The 18,345-nt window shown below is 72.2% G+C and carries 21 protein-coding genes; 3 read left to right on the forward strand and 18 right to left on the reverse strand.

The window, feature by feature from the left end:
- Positions 1-135: 135 nt before the first annotated feature.
- Complete coding sequence (locus OH735_RS08505; protein WP_406380781.1) at positions 136-366, forward strand: GntR family transcriptional regulator; 231 nt, start codon at positions 136-138, stop codon at positions 364-366.
- Between the two features lie 65 nt (positions 367-431).
- Here OH735_RS08505 and OH735_RS08510 read toward each other — a convergent pair whose 3' ends face one another.
- From OH735_RS08510 to OH735_RS08570, 13 genes are all read right to left on the reverse strand, one after another.
- Positions 432-842: a hypothetical protein gene (locus OH735_RS08510; protein WP_406380782.1), complete on the reverse strand. Its 411-nt coding sequence runs from the start codon at positions 840-842 to the stop codon at positions 432-434.
- 32 nt (positions 843-874) lie between these two features.
- Positions 875-1,396 (reverse strand): hypothetical protein, encoded by a 522-nt coding sequence (locus tag OH735_RS08515; protein WP_406380783.1) that lies wholly within the window; start codon positions 1,394-1,396, stop codon positions 875-877.
- A gap of 94 nt (positions 1,397-1,490) precedes the next feature.
- Complete coding sequence (locus tag OH735_RS08520) at positions 1,491-1,640, reverse strand: hypothetical protein (RefSeq protein WP_406380784.1); 150 nt, start codon at positions 1,638-1,640, stop codon at positions 1,491-1,493.
- Between the two features lie 40 nt (positions 1,641-1,680).
- A complete protein-coding gene (locus OH735_RS08525) occupies positions 1,681-3,978 on the reverse strand; it encodes a hypothetical protein (RefSeq protein ID WP_406380785.1) in 2,298 nt (765 codons plus the stop codon).
- A gap of 89 nt (positions 3,979-4,067) precedes the next feature.
- Positions 4,068-4,487, reverse strand: a complete 420-nt coding sequence (locus tag OH735_RS08530; RefSeq protein WP_406380786.1) for a conjugal transfer protein TraB — start codon at positions 4,485-4,487, stop codon at positions 4,068-4,070.
- 3 nt (positions 4,488-4,490) lie between these two features.
- Positions 4,491-6,524: a hypothetical protein gene (locus OH735_RS08535; protein WP_406380787.1), complete on the reverse strand. Its 2,034-nt coding sequence runs from the start codon at positions 6,522-6,524 to the stop codon at positions 4,491-4,493.
- Positions 6,525-6,674: 150 nt separating this feature from the next.
- Positions 6,675-6,887 (reverse strand): hypothetical protein, encoded by a 213-nt coding sequence (locus OH735_RS08540; protein WP_406380788.1) that lies wholly within the window; start codon positions 6,885-6,887, stop codon positions 6,675-6,677.
- 14 nt (positions 6,888-6,901) lie between these two features.
- On the reverse strand, positions 6,902-7,423 hold the full coding sequence (locus tag OH735_RS08545; RefSeq protein ID WP_406380789.1) for a hypothetical protein: 522 nt from the start codon (positions 7,421-7,423) through the stop codon (positions 6,902-6,904).
- 165 nt (positions 7,424-7,588) lie between these two features.
- Positions 7,589-7,924, reverse strand: coding sequence for a hypothetical protein (locus tag OH735_RS08550; protein WP_406380790.1), 336 nt, complete (start codon positions 7,922-7,924; stop codon positions 7,589-7,591).
- Positions 7,925-8,003: 79 nt separating this feature from the next.
- Entirely contained in the window at positions 8,004-8,222 is a 219-nt protein-coding gene (locus OH735_RS08555) for a hypothetical protein (protein ID WP_406380791.1), read from the reverse strand.
- Entirely contained in the window at positions 8,219-9,799 is a 1,581-nt protein-coding gene (locus tag OH735_RS08560) for a DUF2637 domain-containing protein (RefSeq protein WP_406380792.1), read from the reverse strand. Before OH735_RS08560 ends, OH735_RS08555 begins: the two co-directional genes overlap by 4 nt.
- Positions 9,800-9,945: 146 nt before the next feature.
- Positions 9,946-10,149 carry a hypothetical protein gene (locus OH735_RS08565; protein WP_406380793.1) on the reverse strand — a complete coding sequence of 68 codons (204 nt, stop codon included), beginning with the start codon at positions 10,147-10,149 and terminating at the stop codon, positions 9,946-9,948.
- A gap of 306 nt (positions 10,150-10,455) precedes the next feature.
- Entirely contained in the window at positions 10,456-10,935 is a 480-nt protein-coding gene (locus tag OH735_RS08570) for a hypothetical protein (RefSeq protein ID WP_406380794.1), read from the reverse strand.
- Between the two features lie 406 nt (positions 10,936-11,341).
- On the opposite strand from OH735_RS08570, the gene OH735_RS08575 reads away from it, so the two are divergent.
- Positions 11,342-12,082 (forward strand): GntR family transcriptional regulator, encoded by a 741-nt coding sequence (locus tag OH735_RS08575; RefSeq protein WP_406380795.1) that lies wholly within the window; start codon positions 11,342-11,344, stop codon positions 12,080-12,082.
- Positions 12,083-12,721: 639 nt separating this feature from the next.
- Here OH735_RS08575 and OH735_RS08580 read toward each other — a convergent pair.
- From OH735_RS08580 to OH735_RS08595, 4 genes are all read right to left on the reverse strand, one after another.
- Positions 12,722-14,407: a phage/plasmid primase, P4 family gene (locus OH735_RS08580; RefSeq protein ID WP_406380796.1), complete on the reverse strand. Its 1,686-nt coding sequence runs from the start codon at positions 14,405-14,407 to the stop codon at positions 12,722-12,724.
- On the reverse strand, positions 14,404-15,444 hold the full coding sequence (locus OH735_RS08585; protein WP_406380797.1) for a bifunctional DNA primase/polymerase: 1,041 nt from the start codon (positions 15,442-15,444) through the stop codon (positions 14,404-14,406). Before OH735_RS08585 ends, OH735_RS08580 begins: the two co-directional genes overlap by 4 nt.
- Before the next feature lie 261 nt (positions 15,445-15,705).
- Positions 15,706-15,897 carry a hypothetical protein gene (locus OH735_RS08590; protein ID WP_406380798.1) on the reverse strand — a complete coding sequence of 64 codons (192 nt, stop codon included), beginning with the start codon at positions 15,895-15,897 and terminating at the stop codon, positions 15,706-15,708.
- Positions 15,894-16,094 (reverse strand): helix-turn-helix domain-containing protein, encoded by a 201-nt coding sequence (locus tag OH735_RS08595; RefSeq protein WP_406380799.1) that lies wholly within the window; start codon positions 16,092-16,094, stop codon positions 15,894-15,896. The genes OH735_RS08590 and OH735_RS08595 overlap by 4 nt, the downstream gene beginning before the upstream one ends.
- Before the next feature lie 128 nt (positions 16,095-16,222).
- Between OH735_RS08595 and OH735_RS08600 the strand changes: the two genes are divergently transcribed.
- A complete protein-coding gene (locus OH735_RS08600; RefSeq protein ID WP_406380800.1) occupies positions 16,223-16,735 on the forward strand; it encodes a hypothetical protein in 513 nt (170 codons plus the stop codon).
- Between the two features lie 91 nt (positions 16,736-16,826).
- On the opposite strand, the gene OH735_RS08605 is transcribed toward OH735_RS08600, so the two are convergent.
- Positions 16,827-18,338: a recombinase family protein gene (locus OH735_RS08605; protein ID WP_406380801.1), complete on the reverse strand. Its 1,512-nt coding sequence runs from the start codon at positions 18,336-18,338 to the stop codon at positions 16,827-16,829.
- Positions 18,339-18,345 lie beyond the last annotated feature (7 nt).

Consider the following 18,345-nt stretch of genomic DNA (forward strand, 5'->3'; position numbering starts at 1 on the left):
TCCCCCCGGGCCCTGCCAGGCTGCGGGGGCATTTTTCGTTCCGGCAGCGTAGGCAGCCTGTATACCCCTGTCCATGCCTACGTATGGCTGTGCATCTCTATGCCCCGATAAGCCCGGTTACGTACCGTCCGATGGGTGATCGAATATGACCCCACACGGTCGAAGTGGGAACAAATTGCCGAGGTCGTCCGGGAACGGATCGCAGACGGCACCTATCCGCGTCGCCATCTGATCTCTGAGGTGCAGCTCGAAGTGGAGTTCGGCGTCGCGCGGGGAACCGTGCGGAAGGTGACGGCCGCGCTGCGCGCCGAGGGGCTCATCGTCACGACGCCAGGCATGGGCAGTTTCGTCGCCGACCCGTCCTGAGAAACGCGAAGAGGCCCCCGGCCGCGCCCCTCGTCGGAGGGGGCGGCCGGGGGCCTCGGTGCGGGTCAGGTGTTGGTGAGGTCCGTGAGTGTCGAGGCGTGCTGCTCGCTGTCGATGCCGATGGGGTGGGCCCTACCGTCGGCTACGTCGCGCCGGTAGAGCTGCTCCTGTCCGTCGGCCCATGAGCGCATTCGCTCGCGGGCGGCGTCCGCGGTGATGTCGAGCGCGGCCGCGATCTGCTCCCAGGTGGCGCCCATGCGGCGTCCGTCGGAGATGTAGAGCCCGGTCCGCTCGAGCTCTCGCCGCACGCTCTCCCGGAGCGCGAGCACAGTCAGGGCGTCGTCGGCCGTGCCGCACAGCCCGCGCTGCTCGTGGATGCTGATGCGTTCGATCTGCCACTCCAGCGGGGTGGCGGGCGGTACGTCGTCCGGAGTGCGGATGTCGAGTGCCTGGAAGCGGTTGTATGCGTCGGTCATGGCTGCCTCTCGATGGTGATGCGGTGGGCGGGTCAGCGGATGTCGTTGCGGGTGCGGGCGAACATGCCCTTGGTCGTGGTCGAAACGTTCGTCGTCTCCTGCCGGACCGTGCCGGTGTAGTGGTGGTGGTTCTCGGTGTGCAGGTTCACGCCCTGCAGGCGGCGGACCACGGCGGCGACGGCGAGCACCAGGGCGACCGGGGCGCCGGCCCCGATGGCGAGGTTGATTGGGTCGACCTGCCCGAGGGACCACAGGACCAGCGAGGTGGCCGCGCCGATCGGGAGCGAGGCGACACCCCCGGCGAGCATGAGGGCGCTGACGTCCGTCGCCTTCTGGGACATGGGCGGGCGTCCGGGCTGGGGCCAGGGCATGGCGTCTCCTGTGGTCGGCAGGGGGGCGACGTCCTTGTAGCTGGTGGCCACCGGGCTGTTGGTGCTGTAGCCCTCGGCGATGAGGCGGGCGGCTTCGGCGGCGGCCTGGGCCTCGCTGAGCGGCTGAGTGTCGGCGGCCTGGGCGATGGTGTGCAGCTGCTCAGCGGTGGTCGGCTCGTACATGGCGGGGTCCTCCTGCAGGGCGGTGCGCGGGCATAGGAAAGGCCCGGAGCGGGGGGTGCTCCGGGCCTGCTGTGTGCTGCTGTGTGAGGGCGGGTCATTCGTCGTCGGGGGTGGTGTTGGTGGCGCCGCAGTTCCAGCACTCCCACTCACCGGGGAGGCGGTACCGCTCGACCCAGAAGCCCACCGGTCGGCCGTAGACGACACAGGTCGTGCCGCACCGCCAGCAGTCGTATTCGAAGTCCATGGGGTCCAGCATGGCGGCGGCAGGTCCATGGGGTCTGCGGTTACTCGGGACGTGACCAGATTCCGTGACCGGCGCGTACGACATGCCCCTCGTCGGCGAGCTTCGACAGGGCGTTGTCGACGGACCCGGAGGCGGGGCCGCCGTCGGTGCCGACGCCGACCGCCTGCCGGATCTCCCGGGTGCGGAGCGGTCCGTCGGCGAGGGCCGCCAGGACACAATCACGGAGGCCCCGGGCGGGTGCCGGCGTCTTCGGTGCCGTGACGGCATGGTAGGCATCGTCGGCGTAGTCGTCGCCGGTGCCATCCTCCGCGTCCGGGGTCGGTTCGGCGGCCGCCTTCCCTCCGATCATCAGGTCCTCCGCGTACGGCAGGGCCTCCGCGTAAGCCTCGGTGAAGACGTCGGTCTCCTCCGGGGTGAAGCCGGGGACGGGCGCGACCTCCATGAGGGCGATCAGCCCCGGGTACGTCCGGTTCTTCTTCACCGCGCGGAACACGCGGGTCATGGCCGGGTGGCCGCCCTGGATCATCCAGGCGCACCCGGCGGTCACCGGCCCGGGCGGGGCCTCCTCGCCGGTCCAGGCCGCGGCGACTTCCGAGGAGCCGCCCGCCCCGAAGTAGTTAGGGATGGGGGTCACCTCGATCGTGCGGTCGGTCATGTCCTGCGCCATGCGGCTGGTCATGGTGCCGTTGACTCGGCCGAGCCAGACCGTGCCCTGTCGTGCCCCGCTCCGGATCTTGTCGGAGTCGCCCAGGTCGGCCAGGTGGATGGACTGGCCGGCGAACCGGATGCCCATGCCCAACTTCCTGCCGGTGAGCTGGACGCGGGAGATCATCCCGGCGACCCACTTACGGAAGTCCTGGTGGACGTCGGCGTCGGCGGCCAGGACGCGGTTGATCTCGTCCAGGGTGGCGATGACCAGCGACCAGGGGTTGCCCAGCGTGAAGGAGCCCCAGCCGTTCGCGGCGGAGATCTGCTCTCGGTAGTCGGCGACGGCGCAGAGCGCGGCGAGCGTGGCACCGAGGGCGGCCCGGCCCTTACCGAAGTGGAACACCCGGCTGTCCGCCTCCGGGAGGCTCATGCCGTCCTGTGCGTCCGCGACGACGGAGACGACGCCGGACAGCCGCTCGGCCGCGAGGAGCGTCAGCAGGGTGACCGACTTCCCCGACCCGGGGGCGCCGACGAGGAGGTCGGTCAGCGCGCCCAGCTCCGGGTCGTACAGCCTCATGCGGGCCGGGCGGCCATCGTGCCGCAAGCCCACGGTCACCCGGCCGTCCTTGTCCATCGTGAGGTCGGCGCGGGTCGCCTCGCGGATGTGGATGAGTGGGTGTTCCCGGTAGATCGTGACGACGCCGTTGGCCATGCCGTCCGTCTCGATCATGATCAGTTCGGGGTCCTCGACGCGCAGCGCCCGGGCCAGGGGCTTGCGGCGCAGGTCGATCATGTGGTCCTCGGCGGCCTGGACCAGGACGACGAGGCGGTCGTCCGTCAGCCGGTAGTCGGCGAGGAGCATCCCGGGAGCGACGCCGGACGGGCCGGACACCCGCAGCTCCCACAAGGTGCGGACCTCGTCGTCGTCCTGGCCGGTCTCGGCGGCCTCGACCGGGGCGACGCGAAGGGCCACGCGGCCGGGGCCGGTGCCCTTGACCGGGGCCAGGGTGACGGCGTCCGGTGGGACGTCGAAGACGGCGGCCACGGCGTGCTTGTCCAGGCTGCGAGGGACGGCCTGCCCGGCTGGGGCGAGGATCACGGCGGTGAAGTCGGGCCGGTCCTCGGCGGGCCGGTGAACGGCCGTCAGGGCGGTGTCGCCGGTCGCGGGCGAGGCGGTCCACATCTGGTGGAGACCGGTCTCGTACGCGTCGGCCGGCGTCTGTCCGGCCGGGGTGACGACGTGCAGCTCCGCACCGTGCGCGGCGACCATCTCGGGGAGGTCGTCCGCTGCCTGCTTCAGGCCGAGGGAGCGGGTCACTGGTGCGGCGATACCGGCCGCGGCCGCCGTGGCGACGGGTGCGACGACTTCCCACCAGGCGACGCCCGGGGAGGCGAGGGCGGCCGTGTAGCAGCCGGACAGGCCGAGGACCGGCAGGGCCCGGCAGCAGGCGGTCAGGAGGCCGCTGCCGCCGCTGCGGGTCCGGCGCCACAGGTGGACCAGGGTGCCCGCTCCGGCGGCCAGGGCGGCCGCGTGGAGGGGCAGGTAGCCGGTGTGCGGGCCGACGGCGACGAGGACGCCCCCGGCGCCGTACAGGACGCGCTCAGCCGTCGCCAGGCGCCGGGCGGTACGAGGGGTGAGCCCTTGCGACGGGGCGGCCGGAAGGGCGGCGGGGATGGTCTCGGCGGTCATGGTGCGGTCCTCCTGGACGGCGCGGGGGCGGGGACGGGGCGAGGGCCCCGGCCGGTGTGGTCGGGGCCCTCGCGGGGTGGTGGTGCGGGTCAGCGGGTGCGGTAGAAGCCGGGGCGGGCCTGCTGGACGCCGGAGGCCTGGACGGTCTCGTACACGCCCCGGTACTCCCGGGTGTGCGAGTCGGTCAGATCGTCGGCGGCCGTGGCCATGTCGTCCACGGCGGTCGCCATCTCGCCGGACGCCGTGGCGACCTCGCGCAGCTCCCCGCCGGCATCCCGGATGAGCGAGGTGAACCGGGGCTCTACCTCGGCCTGGTCGCACATCTCGGCCAGGCGGTCGGCGTCGTCGGCGTCGTGTTCCATCTGCCGCCGCAGCGCCCGCAGCCCCTCGACGAGGGCGAACGCGGAGGCGGAGAACGAGGTCACTCGGGCGGCCAGGGCCAGGAACGAGGGCCGCCCTCCGGTGGTGGTGTCGGGCAGGTTGACGGGACGCGGTACCAGGTCGGTCATGGGTCAGTCCTCGTTGTGGATGCGGGCGGAGGGCATGACGAGACCGGCGTCAGCAGTCGCCTGCTGGACAGGCCGGTACGCGTCGTGCATGGCGTCGTGCGCGACCTCGACGGACTCGGCGGCACCGAGCGACTTGGTGCGCATCTCCTCGGCCTTGCGCGCCACGACGTCCATCAGCTCCGCCAGCCGGGCCATCGCCCCGGAGGTGAGGCGGCCGATCACGTTGTGCCGCTCGGCCAGCTCGTGGGCCAGCTCCTCGAAGGAGTGGCGCAGCTTCCGGGCCTGCTCGGCGAGGACCGCGCATTCGTCGTACGTGGCGAAGCACCTGGTCTTGGACGCGGCGAGGTGGTCCAGGACGTCGTCCAGCGTCACCTCGGTCAGGTGCTCCGCTGCTGCTCCACCGCTACGGGCGGCGGGCACGTGGGTTCGGCGGGCAGGTGCGCCCATGGGGTTCTCCTCCGTCGTGCTGGTCGTGCCGGGGCGAGGCCCGGCCGGTTGCTCCGGAGCGCGGGGCAGGCCCGGGGCTCCGGAGGTGACGGCGCCGGCAGGAGCGGGCTCCCACCGCCGGGCCTGGTCGCCGGGGCGGTCGGCCCGCTCCACGGTGATCACCGTCTCCGTGTAGGCGGTCGCGCGGTGCAGGTCCTCGTCCGCGCTGCGCCGCGCTCCTCGAGGAGGCGGCGCCCACCCGCCGGGGGTCGGGCCGCCTGCTGCTCCCGGCGGCGGCGTGCCGGCGGTCGGGCGGCCACCGGGTGGCGGCGCCTTCGGCCGGGGCGGGACCCTGCTGCCGCCGGGAGACGAGGGGCCCGGGCCGGTCGACCCCGGCTTGCCCGACGCGCCCCGGTTGCGTACGGCCTTGCGACAGCGGCGGCACCGGCACTCGTGGACGTCGTGGCCCTCGGCAGTGCCGTGCTGGATTCCGGGGATCTTCTTCACAGGCTTGACCTGTCGCGGCTTGCGCCGCCGGAACCGGGGCCGGTCGGTCTTTCCAGCACTGTCCGTGCTGCCGGGCTTGCCCTTGCCTGACGTCGATTCCGGCTTCGGCGTCTTCCTGCCCGGACCGCCCGGCGTCTTGCCCTTGCTCGGCGCGAGGGTTCCGGAGGACGGCTTGCCGGGCTTCTCCGGCGTCGACGTCCCCCCGCCCTTCCCGCCGCCGGGCTTGGTCGGGCGGCGGTCCCTGGCCCGCTCCAGGGCACCCTTTCCGGAACCGCCCGGCGTCTTGCCCTTGCTCGGCGCGAGGGTTCCGGAGGACGGCTTGCCGGGCTTCTCCGGCGTCGACGTCCCCCCGCCCTTCCCGCCCCTCGTCCGGGCCGGCGTCTTAGGCCGGGACGAGTCGACCGGCGGCCGCGGCTTGTCCGGCCCCTTCGTGGGCGCGGGTGCCTTGCTCGGGCTGGTGCTGCTCGGCTTCCTCGTCAGGGCGCTCGTGGAGCCCTGTGCCGCGCTACTGCCGCCCTTGCCGGACGTCCCGGCGGCCGCCTTCCGTCCGTCCTGGACGGCCTTACGGCCGAACTCGGCTGACGTCGGGACGGCGGCGAGCTTGGCCCGGGCGTCCTCCTCGGCGGCGCGCCGCTTCACCTTGGCCTCGCGCCACGCTGCCTCCTCGGCCGCGCGCTCCATACGCCGCTGCCGCCAGTCGGACACCACGGTCACGGTGCCGCGCAGGGCGGCCAGGGCGACGGCGAGGACGGCCGACAGGGACAGGGCTCCCAAGCCCGCCCCCTGCTGCCCGGGTCCGTCGTCCAGGCCCTCGGAGCGGAAGGTCGCCGGCACGTCGCCCGTGGGCTGCTGCGGCAGCGGCGGGAGCGGTGCCGGTCCGGCGAGGACGTCGGCGAGGGACCCGGCGGCCGAGCGGCGCACCCGGCCGGGGACGACGTCGGCCCCGGCGTCCGGAGCAGGGTCCGGGGCCGGGGCCGGGGTCGACGAGGGCGGAGGGGGAAGCGGGGGCGGGGCCGCTGCTCCGGGGAGCGGAGGCAGCGGCGGGGGACTCGGCGGGTCCCCCGCCCGGGGTCGGAACGTGATCACGTTGGTGTCGTCGGTCATGAGACTCGCGGTCCCTCCGGTTGACAGAGGGTGACCGGCTCGCGTACGCGCGCACGCGCTCGTGCGCTCCTGCGCTCAAGCGCTCGCATTATGCGCGAGCCGGTCACCCTCTGCGGGTGGTGATGATGATGAATGTGAGGGTCGGGGCAGCTACTGCCCGTAGCGGTCGCAGTAGTTCTTAAGCGTCACCGCAAGGTCGCTCCACGCCGCCTCGTCGCCCTGGTCGGCCCGGTCGCCCGCGAGCTTGCGGGCCTGGTCCCACCAGAGTTCCGCGACACCTCGCGGCCCCCGGTCCTGCTGTGCCTGCTGCCGGGTAATGGCGTGCTGCCGCTGGTTGAACGCGCGGCGTTCCGCCTTGGTCATCGGCCGGTCGGTCATCAGGCGCCGCGCTGCCACAGGTCGCTGATGCCGCGCGCCGGGGCAGGCCCGGCGGCCGGGGTGGCGGCGTCCCCGGTCGCCTCCTGCGGGGCGGCAGCCGCGGCCGTCTTGTGGAGGCTCTTGGACGCTACGGCGGCGAGGGCCTGGCGGCCGTTGCCCCTCCGGAGTTCCTTGGCCTGCCGCTTCTCTTCGCGCTGCCCGGGGAGGGCAGCGACGTGGGCGACGTGTCCGGCGTACGTGGTGCGCAGCGCCTCCGCTGCCCGCTCCTGCTGCCTCGCCGCCTTGGCCATGGTCCGGAGGTGCTTCTCCACCTTCCGGGCCCGCAGGACCGACGACCAGCGGCCGTCACCCGCGACGTGCTGCGAGCGGAGACCGGACTGGACGGCGGCGAGCGCCGCGTCGTACGTGGCCGCGTCGGCGGCGTGTTCCTGCTGCCTCGCCGCCGTCCAGGCGGTCATGGCGGGCAGTGCGAGGAGCCGTTCGTACTGCTCGGGCCGGTTGATGTCTGGGGAGTTCGTCACGGTGCCCTCCGTCGGGGTCGGGGTGATCGGTCAGAAGGGGTGGGGCCTGGTGGTCCCGCAACCGCACCCGGTCGGTCCGGGGACGGCAGCAGCAGCGCCAGGACGTGCATAAGGGGCGGCCCGACGTGCGGGCCGCCCCTCGGGCGGGAGTTGCGTTGGTGCAGGTCAGGGCATGGTTTTCTTCTCGCGGATTTCCTTCATGCGGCTGGAGATCCAGCCGACGGACCACCCGGTGCCCTCTGCGACCTGCCGGACCGAGCGACCGGCGGCGACTCCGGCGCGGCACGCGGCGAGGGCTTCCTCCTCGGTTACCCGGCCTGCCGGTCCTTGCGGAGCGTCGTCGGACGGGTCTGCCTGGCAGTTGTCGCACCTGGTGGCCATGCCAGCGGCGGCAGGTAGGGCGGTGTCCGTGTAGTCGATGAGGGCGGCGATGATCCGGCGGGCTTGGGCGTCCTCGGTGGATGCGCAGATCAGGGCGGTGAGGTCGGCGAACGTGGTCACGAATTGGCCTCCTTGGTGTCGCACGTTCAACGGGGGCGGCCCGCCTGGGTTCTTCTCGGGCGGGCCGCGGTGCGGTCGGTCAGTCGTCGCAGGCGCAGCTGCAGCCGGGCCCGGCGCAGTGGCCGCAGTCCTGGCAGGTGTCGCAGTTCTTGCAGTGGTGGCAGCCGCGCGGGGCGGGCGGCCAGCACCGGCAACCGGTCGTGGGCTGCCACGGCTCCTCGGTACCGAAGAGGCCGAGCTGCCCGGGGACCGGCGGCCGCGGCGAGCCGAGACGGCGCAGGGCGAGGGCCGGGGTCACCGGCCCGTCTCCGGGTCGTAGCCGGAGGCGAGGAGGTCGTATGCCTCGCGGCGTCGCTCGGACGCGGTCGACGTCGACACCCCAAGGGCGTCGGCGATGTCCTCCAGCGGCAGCGCCTCGACGTCGCCGCCGGTCCGGGCGAGGGCCAGGCGGGCGACCTTCCGTACGGCCCGCTCGCGGGGCGACAGCCGCGCCTCGTCCTCGGCTTCGACCGCGCGCCGCTCGATTTCGGCGACGCGGGCCCGGATTCCGGCCGCGCGCTCCTCGGCTTCGGCAGCGACCTGCAGAGCGGTCGCCGTGGCCTTCTTGTCTTCTGCTGCGCGCCGGGTGGCCGCCGCCTCAAGGGCGAGGATTCCGGCCGCGCGGTTGCGCTCTTCGGCTGCGGCCGTTTCGATTCCGGCCGCGCGGCGCGCCGTTTCGGCTGCGGTCTCGCGGTCGGCTGCGGCGCGCTTCACGGCGGCCGCGCGGCGGGCTTCGGCTTCGGCGACGGTCGCGGTCTCCAGCGCTGCGGCTTCGGCTTCGACGGCGCGCTCGGTGGCGACCAGCTCGGCCCGCGCGGTAATGGCTGCCTGCTCTGTCGTCGCGGCCACCTCGTGTTCCACGGCCTGGACGGCTCCAGCGGTCCGCAGACGGGCGATCTTCGCCTGTGCGGACCTCTCGGCCGCCCGGGCGTCCGCAGCCACCTGCGCCTCCTGCTTGGCCTCCTTGAGTGCCGCCTCGCGCTCCTCGGCCTGCCGGGGCAGGGCAAGGGCCTCATCGATGGTGAGGCCGTACGGCGCCATCGTCAGCGGGAGCCGGAGGTCTGCCGGCGCCTTGCGCTTCCAGCCGCGGCCGTACTGTCGTTCCAGCATCACCCGGTAGACCCGGAGGTCCTGGTCGCGCTGGACGGCCTCCGCGTACGTGGGGACGGCCCACAGGCGCATGCGGCGCCAGAGGCCGAACGTGGGGGCGGGGGCGAGGAACCAGCGGTGCAGCGGCACCCGCCCGGCCGTCTCGTCGCTGGCCGGGCGGACGATGCGGTCGACGCCGGTCTTGCCGACCTCTACCACGACGATGAACAGGAGCGGGACGACGCCGTGGGCGAATGCGGCGACGTAGTCCATGCGCTGCCAGGCGCCCGTCTCCGGGGCGGCTGAGGCGGCGTTCAGGACCACGGTCGCGCCGGTCAGCAGCCATACCGGGTAGCGGATCCAGGCGACCGGGCGGCGGAGCCAGGCGAGGAGCAGGTCCAGGGCAATCAGGACGAGGATGCCGACGTCCACGCCGACCGTGAACAGCCGCGCCTTGTCCAGGCTCTGGAAGCGGAGCCGGTCGTGGGCGAACGCGGCAACGTGCTCGAACGAGAGGTACAGGCCGATCCCGGAGAGGACCAGGGCGGCGAGGACGATCACCCCGGCGGTGATCCGCTGCCCCCGGGTCAGCGAGCCGACCAGGCGGGCGCGGGTGGCCGTCGGGGGCGTGGTCGGAACGGCGGCCGGTGCGACCGGAACGGATTCGGGCGCGGCCGGAACGGCGGCCGGGGTGATCGGCGCGGGCAAGGTGTCAGCCCCTCGTCGGGGCAGCGCGGCAGTGGTCACGGCGGGGGTCCTCCACGGTAGTGAGGTGGTGCGGTCGGAACGGCGGGTGATGGTGCCGGAACGGCGGCGGGCGTGCCCGGAACGGCCCCGCCCGGGCGCCGGGCGAGGACGTGAAGCGGGGCGTCAGTGCCAGACGGTGAGGGTCGTCAGGTCCGGCCGGACTGGAGTCGGTCGACGGCGGCCGCGGCGTCGGCGGCCGCACGGAGCCGGGTGCGCGTCTGAATGAGCAGCTGCTCGTGCGCGAAGTCCTCCAGCCACTTCGGCGGCTGCTGCTCCTGGCCGTCGGCGGCGGAAGTGCCAGCCACCTCGGCCGTATCCCTCTCGCGGACGCGGCGCAGCGCCTCGTTCATGTCGGAGTCGGTCGGAACGGCGGGCAGGGCGTTGATACGGTCTCGCGTGCGCGTTCTCTCCTGGTGATTCGGTCGGGAACGTGAAGGCCCCCGGGCGGCGTCGTAGGCCACCCGGGGGCCGCTTAGTGGGCCGGGGTCAGGTCCGGTGCCGGGGGCGCTGGCACGGGGGCCAGGCCAACGTGTCCAGAGGCGGCAAGTCGTCGCCGGTACGGAACTCGCGGACCGACCCGTACGTCCGGCCCCCGTCGCGGCTGACCCGCAAGGACATGAGGACCGGGCCGGGCTGCTCCGGCTGGTCGGCGGCCGTCACGCCGCGACCAGGGCGGGCAGGTCGGCGGCGGCCGGGGCGGGCAGCTGCTCGACGGCGGCCAGCTCGGTGATACGTAGGGACGGGGCGCAGGGCCGCATCGGTACCGGCCCCAGGCCGAGCCGGGCGTACGTGGCCCGGATCGAGTCGAGGTCTGCGGTCGTCCGTGAGGACTGGACCCGCTCGACCTGCCACCGACCGTAGATACCGGCGGGCAGCCGACCGAGGAGCTTCTTCGCCTTCCGCTTGGCGCGGTCGGCCGCGCGGGCCTGGTCAGCGGCGGCGGCGTACTCGGCCGCGGCCTCCTCGATCGCTTCCGGGGCCGGCATCTCCTCGTCGGTGAAGACGTCGGCCGGGTCCGGCACCGCCAGGTCGGTGTTGCGGACCAGGGCGGCCGGGGCGACGACCGAGCGGACGGCGTCGGCGACGGTACGGAACACGCGGCCGAGGCGGGCGATACGGGTGATTCGGTCGGTCATGGTGACCTCCTGGTGGTGATCGGTGCGGTGCGCAGCCCCGGGCGGTCGTAGCGCCGGTGGGGCCGAGGGCGGCCGAATGGCCACGACCACGGCGCGCCCGTATGAAGCAGCGCGCCGGATCGAATCCGTTCGGGGTGTTGCTGTGTGTTGCTCTCCACCAGTGACGGTGATTCGCCGGCGCCCGGGCTGTGACCCCCATCTGCGTAGGTCCGGACCCGTATCAGGTAGTCCGCGTGACCTCCCGTGTTCCGGTCCGGGTGACCGTTGTGGAGTTGCCTCGTCCCCCGTGTCACCGTGGAACGTAGGTAGAACGTACCACGCAATACAGGGTACGTACCACCCGATAACGGTGGTACGTTCTATGTGTCTTGGCTGCGAGTGGTAGCCACGGAAGAGGGAGATCAACATGGGAGCCCGCAAGGGGTACGCGGACGTCGCGGCCCACTACCGGCGCCTCATCGCGGCGGGGGACCTCCGCCCAGGTGACGCCATGCCGACCGTGAACGCAGTCGCCGAGGAGCACAGCGTGGCGCGAAACACCGCTGCCCGGTCCTACGAGGTGCTCCGAAAGGAGGGCCTGATCGCGACGAACGCGGGCGCCGGCACGACCGTCACTCGGCGGCCCCTCGTCGCTCCGCCGACCGGCGCGGCCAGGGTCGACCGGCTCAAGGAGGGCGGCAGCAACTACGCATCCGGCGAGACGTCCACCGGCCACGAGGCGGCGCTACGGTCCTGCGCCGACCCGGGAATCTGCCGGGACCTGGAGATCGAGCCTCACGACGAGGTGGTCGTCCGGCGGCGCGTCTTCCGCCAGGACGGGAAGCCGGTGATCCTCGGCATTTCGGTGATCCACATGCGCGCGCTCGCTGAAGTCCCCGAGCTGCTCCAGCAGGGGCGCTTGGAGCGCCTGTGGCACGAGGACTACGAAGAGCGGACCGGCCGACCCATCCACGGCTCCCCGGAACTCCGCGCGGCCCGGCACGCGTCCCAGGATGAGATCGCGGCCCTGGAGATCCCGGTGCCGGAGGGTGCCGACGTGGCCGTGCCGGTGCTGGTCACCCGGACCGTGTGGCACGACGAGTTCGGGCCGATCGAGGTGTGGGAGGACATCCACGCCCCGGGCATCTGGCACGCATCGAAGCAGTGACCCGTGCTCGGCCCGCACACGACGGCGCCCCCGCTCCGAAGTCGCCGGAGCGGGGGCGCTTTGTGTCTGGCGTGCGGCGGTTGGCGCTACGCAGAACGGAGCGGAGTGCGGCGACGTCGGCCAGCTCAGCGACGCGCCCGGTTCCGTCGGCGGGCAGCAGGTTGTTCATCAGCCGGTCCGCGTGAACGGCCCACTTCTCCACCTGCCACGACAGCGGCGTGGCGGCTGGCACCTGGCCCGGCTCCCGGACCTCCAGCGCGTTTCAGCGGGCACGTTCGTCGGTTGTCGTCTCGGTCTCCTCTTGGTGATCGCTTGTGCGGCCGTGTGCGGGCCTGTGATGGATTGGCGGGGCCCGGCTGGGGGCGCCGGGTCCGTCCGTGTGCGGGCTGCAGGACACCGCCCTGGGCTTCTCCCGGCCTGGTCAGCGGGGCGCACTGGCAGGAGGCGAACCGAGCACTTCCGCAGTTCAGGCGGTGTGTGACGAGTGTGACGGGCCCTTGGAAACCTTCCCTCGTGTATAGGGGAGAGGAAGTTTCCAGAGTGCCGTCACACCCGTCACGCCCCACCAATTCCACCCGTCTCGGAAAGCACTCGACCCCCGGACGGGCAGGCCGCCGGGGGTCGAGGTCGCTGGATCGGTCAGGGGGTCAAGTCAGAATCAACGGCGAACCGCACCCCGAGGTAGGCGTGGTACTGCGCGGGCGCCTCGGGCCGGGCACTGACCCACCCGTCGACGACGTCCGTCGCAGTCGGCCGGGACAGGCCCGCTCGCCCTCGCCGGACGACCGCCTTGGTGACCTTGTGCCCCTTGGTCTCCTCGTGCGAGCTGAACCGGTCCGCAGCCGTCTTCTGGCTCCACGGCTGCTGTCCGATCTCGCCGAGAAAGCGATTCAGGTCCTCCATCAGCTCCTTGGACATAACGTGTGAGTCGTAGCCCGCCACCAGGCGCTCGCCCCAGTACCGCATGACGACGTCCGACTCCGCACGCCACTGCCGAGTGGCCTCGCGGACGTCCGCCGGGTGCTCGGGCATGGTCCGGTCCGCCTTGTACCAGCGGCGTGCGCCTTCGATCAGCCACGTGAGCATGGCCTCCCGCTGCTCCCGTCCGGCCAGGCGCCGCTTCAGGCCGCTGTCGCCCTTCCGCTCGTGGCCGTTCGTGGGCTCGCCCCGGACGAAGGTGTACGGGAACGGTACGAGCGCGAGCCTCCGCCACGTGCCGTGGTCGGTCTCGGAGACGGTGGGCCGGTAGTTCGTGGTGATGATCATCGTGTGGCTTGTCTCCCACTGGACCTCGCGCTGGTACAGGTGCCGGGCCTTCATCAGCGCCGTGCCCACCGCCTTCTTGAGCTGGACGACGTTCAGGCGCCGGCCTTCGGGCAGCTCCTCGGCGAAGGCGAGGCGGGCGCCCTTGAGGGCCATGCGTTCCTCCTTAGCGTCCCGGTCGCCGGACAGGACGCTGTCGTCCAGGAACGTCATGGCGCCTGTGTCGGTCCGGCCGCCGAGGGCGAGGGCCAGGGCGTCGACCAGGCTCGACTTGCCGTTCTTCCCGTCGCCGTGGAGGAGGAGCATCACGTCGTCGTCGGGGACGTGCCCGGTGATGCCCTGGCCTAGGCGGACCTGGAGCCACGCGCCGACCTCCGGAGTGACGGCCGACAGCACCATGTCCAGGTCCGCGTGGTGCGCTTTCGGGACGAACCGGGTGGGCACGTACCGGGTCAGGTACCGGCTCGGGTCGTGCGGCAGGAGGGTGCTGTCCCGGAGGTCCACCACACCGTTCTCCACAGTGATGACATCTGGATCCTTGTCGAACTGGTCGCCGTTCACGAGGAGCAAGCCGCGGGAGAGGTCCGTCAGTCCGGCGATCCGGCCCTTGCCGAGGAGGCGGACCAGGTCGTCGGGCCCGACGCCAGCGGTCGGCTTGGCGAGCTGCCCGACGACCCACTCCGCGAGGTACAGCCGGACATCCTCACGGACGGTCGTGTCGTCCGCCGAGACCCACACCTTGTCGTTCCACTGCATCCACCCAAGGTGCGGCGACCAGCAGAACCGGCCCTCCAGGCAGTCGGTGACAACCTGCTCCACGATGAACGCGTCCGACGTGGCCACCGCGCCTTGCACGGTGCCCCGGCTCGGCGCCTTCCCCTTGCGGCGCCGCACGGAGGCCTCCTCGGCGCGCGGCGCTGGGATCTCCTTCGGCTCGGGCTCCGGCTCGGGCTCCAGGTCTTCCGGCTCCTCGGCCGGGGCAGGCTGCGGCTGGCTGTCCAACAGGGCCAGGAGGCGAAAACCGCGCTCAGCATCGGTCAGCTCGGTCGTGTTGTCGCTCATGCCGCCGTTCCCTTGCTGATCCCGGCGCGGACGCCGGACCGGATGGCGGAGCGCATCTCCGCGTCGCACAGGCCGGCGGCCGTCCCGGCCACCATGAGGCACGTCTCGATCTCCGACTCAGAGAGCTGCCCGGTCGGGATGAAGCGGCCGAGGGCGCGGGCCGCGCTGTAGAGGGTGGCGTTCCTGGTGCCGGTCGCAGCGCCCGCCACCTGCTCGACCTCGGCGCGGACAACAGCGTCCACGTACGCCCCGCTCTTCGGTCGTTGGATGGTGGCGAGGAGCTGCCGGGCGGTCGGTCGCTGCCGGGCAGGCTCGGGCTTCCGGTAGTGCCCGGTGCGCCGGAGGTCGGCGTCAAGCCAGGAAGGCAGTGTGGCCACGGTCCGGCAGTCTCCGAGGGCCCGGTACGCCCCAGAGGCCGTGACGGTCCCCGGGGCGATGCCGTACGAGCGGCCCGCCCGGAGGTCCAGTTGCCACCCGAGGCGCCCGGCGCCGGGGTGCCACAGGTCCGGGTCGGTCACGCGAAACCACGCCTGAAGCCCGCCGCCAGCGGTGAGGACGGTCAGCGTGGGCGGGTCCATCCACGGGAGCGGCGCGTTCCTCACCTCGCACAGGACGGCGATCGTGTCCCAGCCGCTCTGGAACGCCTCCGACCGAGCGGAGTCGGGCAGCTCGACCCCGGGGAGGTATTCCTCGTTCGCCGGGCGGTCCGCGTCCGCGTGGTCGTCCACGTCCAGGATTACGAGGCCGGACGCGCCACACGCGACTCCGACCCCGAACCGGGGCTCAGCCGACCACCACCGGTCGATACGGGCCGGGTCCGTTGTGGCTGCGCGCACGCCGTGGCAGTGACCTCCGGCCTCGATGCACCGGCAGTCCGTCGTCTCGTGCTCGATGTACTGCGGGTTCGGGCGCGTCGGGGTCGGACGGGAGCAGCAACGGCAGTTCGCCGGCGGCAGCTTGGTCCCCGGGGAGAGCGGGTGCACGGCCCACCCCTGGGCGGCGCACCAGCGGGCAACGCGGTGAGTCGAGGGCGTCACCGGGCACCCCCCGCCATGATCGCGGGACGGACGTCGATCGGGTACGGCATGCTGGTCTCCGTCACGAAGAAACTGCCCGGCCCTCGTCCTACGCAGACGGGTCGAGCGGGGTTCGTACCGGCGGCCCAAAACCAGCCCGGATTGTTGGCACGGGCCATGGGGCCCGTTAGGGTGTGGCGCACAGAAGGTGCTCCTGTGGAGTGCTTGGAGAGGCCCGGTGACTGTGGAAGGGAGCCGGGCCTTTCGCCTGTCTGGGGACTGTTAGGCGGCATCGGTGTCCGCCTCGGAGGCCGCGCGCTGCGCGGCCTTGGTCAGTGCGGGTCGGAAGATCGTGCGCAGCTCGCTGATCTCCGCGCTGGTGAGCGGGGGCCGGGACGCGACGAACTCGGCGATGAACTCCCCGATGTCCTGTCCTGGGGTCGGCGAGCACCAGCCGCCTTCGTTGGCGATCACGAGGCCCTCTCGATCACGTACGGGGCGAGCTCACGCTCCAGCCCTTCCAGGCCGATCACCTTGGCCAGTCGATAGAGCGCACCAATGCTCACGTGCTCCTGGCCGCGCTCGAAACGCGAGAGCGCTCCGCTGTCGACACCGGCCAGCGCGGCCGCGTCCTTGAGCATGAGTCCGCGTGCGAGCCGTGCTTCGCGCATCGGCGTCATATCCCCTCCCGGGCGCAGAATCGTCATCTACGGATACGCAAAGTTCCTTCGTGGAACCTGAGTAATCCGCAACGTACACACCGGTTGAGAATTCCGCAAGCGATCATTATGGTTCCCTCATGGAACACGAGGACGGATCCCCTGCAGGCCCGATCGCCACCGTGGCCCGCCGTGTGCGCGAGGTACGAAAGCGCCGCGACCTCACCGCCGAACAGCTAGCCGAACGGCTGCGGGCCCTCGGCCTACCTTGGGAGCGCGGGACCGTCATCAAGTTCGAGTCCGGCTACCGGCAGAACGTCGGCGTTGCCGAGCTGCTGACGCTCGCCGTCGCCCTGGACATGAGCCCGCTGCACCTGCTGGTCCCCCTCGACAATCGGCCGTATCAGGTCACCCCCGACCGGGTTGAGGACTCGAACACGGTTCGCGCCTGGATCCGCGGCGAGCACCGGCTCCCCGGCATGGATGCCCACGCGTACGAAACAGAGGTCTCCGTGCAAGACATGCAGTGGCGCATCCACGGACGCCCCCGCGGGGAACTCGCGGTGCGGAGCGATGCCGAAGACCGGGAAGCCCACGAAGCTATGGCCAGTCAGTTGGAGACGATGGCCAAGACGCTCCGGGGCGAGTTCTAGCTACCTCGACCGCAGAAACGGTCTCCGCCCCAGGAAAAGACGAAGTGGCCCCGGGATACCTCGGGGCCACTGCCGCACCTGCGGGGCGATCTCAGGCCGCGCCCGCCCAGCCGAGCGCGATCGTGCTCTCGTCGAACCCCGGGCCGCGCCGCGACACCGGATGCACCTTCAGCCGCAGCCCCAGGCCGTCCAGGACCCGCCGCTTCTGCGACACCGCGAGCGCTTCCCACGCCTCCCCGGCCCGCGGCCCCACGAGGCCGTCGAACGCGTCCAGGTCGAACGCCGGCCGCAACCGGCGCGCCTCGTTCTGCGCGTCCGTGATCTGCTTCGCCAGCTTCGCCGTGATACGCCGCAACTGCTCGCGGGTGATGACCCCGTCCGCGTAGTCGTCCGCAGCAGCTTCCTGGCGCGCCTTCAAACCCTCCGCCCGTTCCAGGGCCGCCAGAGCTGCCGAGTCATCCCCGCGGAAGACGTCGGCCGCCTCGGGCCTCGACAGCACCTGTACAACCACGCGCCCCACGTAGCGGTCGAGGGCTTCCTCGTTCCGTCCAACGCAGCCTTTCGCGTCGCAGACGTACGTCGGCTGCTTTCTGCCGTGCTTCGAGTTCCCCCTCGGCGCGACCCGGAACACCGCCCCGCACGGCCCGCACGTGGCGACCTCGCCCCACGTCAGCAGGTGCTTGCGCGCCCCCGGCAGCTCCCGCACCACGGCCCGCTCCGCGAACAGATTCCGCAGCTGCGCGAACTGCTCGTCCGTGATGAGCGCCGGCCATGCCGCCTTGTACTCCACGCCCTGGTGCACACGGAGCCCCACGTTCGCCGGCCGCAGCGCGAGCTTCTTCACGCTGGTCTTGTTCCACCGCGACCCGTCCGCGTTCTGCCCGACAGCCCGCCGCTTGACCTGCATCCCGGCACCGGGCGACGGCACACCGCGCTCGTTCAGATCAGCCGTGATGCCGATGACACTGCCTCCGGCCAGCAGGCGAGTGACGATCTCCCGGACAACCTCCGCCTGTACCGGGTCCTCGACGTCATGGAACCCACTGACCTGCCCTCGGGCGTCGTACTCGTACTGACGCCGCCACCCGTACGCCACCGCACCATTTGCCCGGCCCTCCTGGGCGCGCTCGAGGGCGGCCCGGGCCACCCGCTCGCTCTTCACCTCGGACTCGGCGGTGTCGGACTCACCAAGGTTCGCGAGCTGCGACCGGTCCGACGCCTTCGCCATGTTGAACAGGCCGCCCGACTCGAACGCCACCCAGCACCCCGCGTGCCGCAGGTCCTCGATGGCCTGAGCGCGCTCGACACGGCGCCGCCAGACGCGCGACGGGTGATAGCCCGTGACGATGACACGGACACCGGGTTCGCGGGCGGCCTCGATGGCGTCGGCCATCAGCCGGTCGTACTCGGGGCGCTCCTCGCCCGAGTGAGCGGAGACGTCGTTCTCGACGTACTCACCGCCGACCTCCCAACCGTTCTCCTCGGAGAACGTCCTGAGGTCGCCCATCTGCCGGTTGACTCCCCGCCGACGGTCGCGCGGGTCCTCGGAGATCCGCGCGTACAGGAAAACGAGGGTGCGGCGCGGGAGCGTCTTAGTGTTCACGGGAGAG

It is taken from the genome of Streptomyces sp. NBC_01618 (assembly GCF_045209435.1).
Lineage (GTDB): Bacteria > Actinomycetota > Actinomycetes > Streptomycetales > Streptomycetaceae > Streptomyces.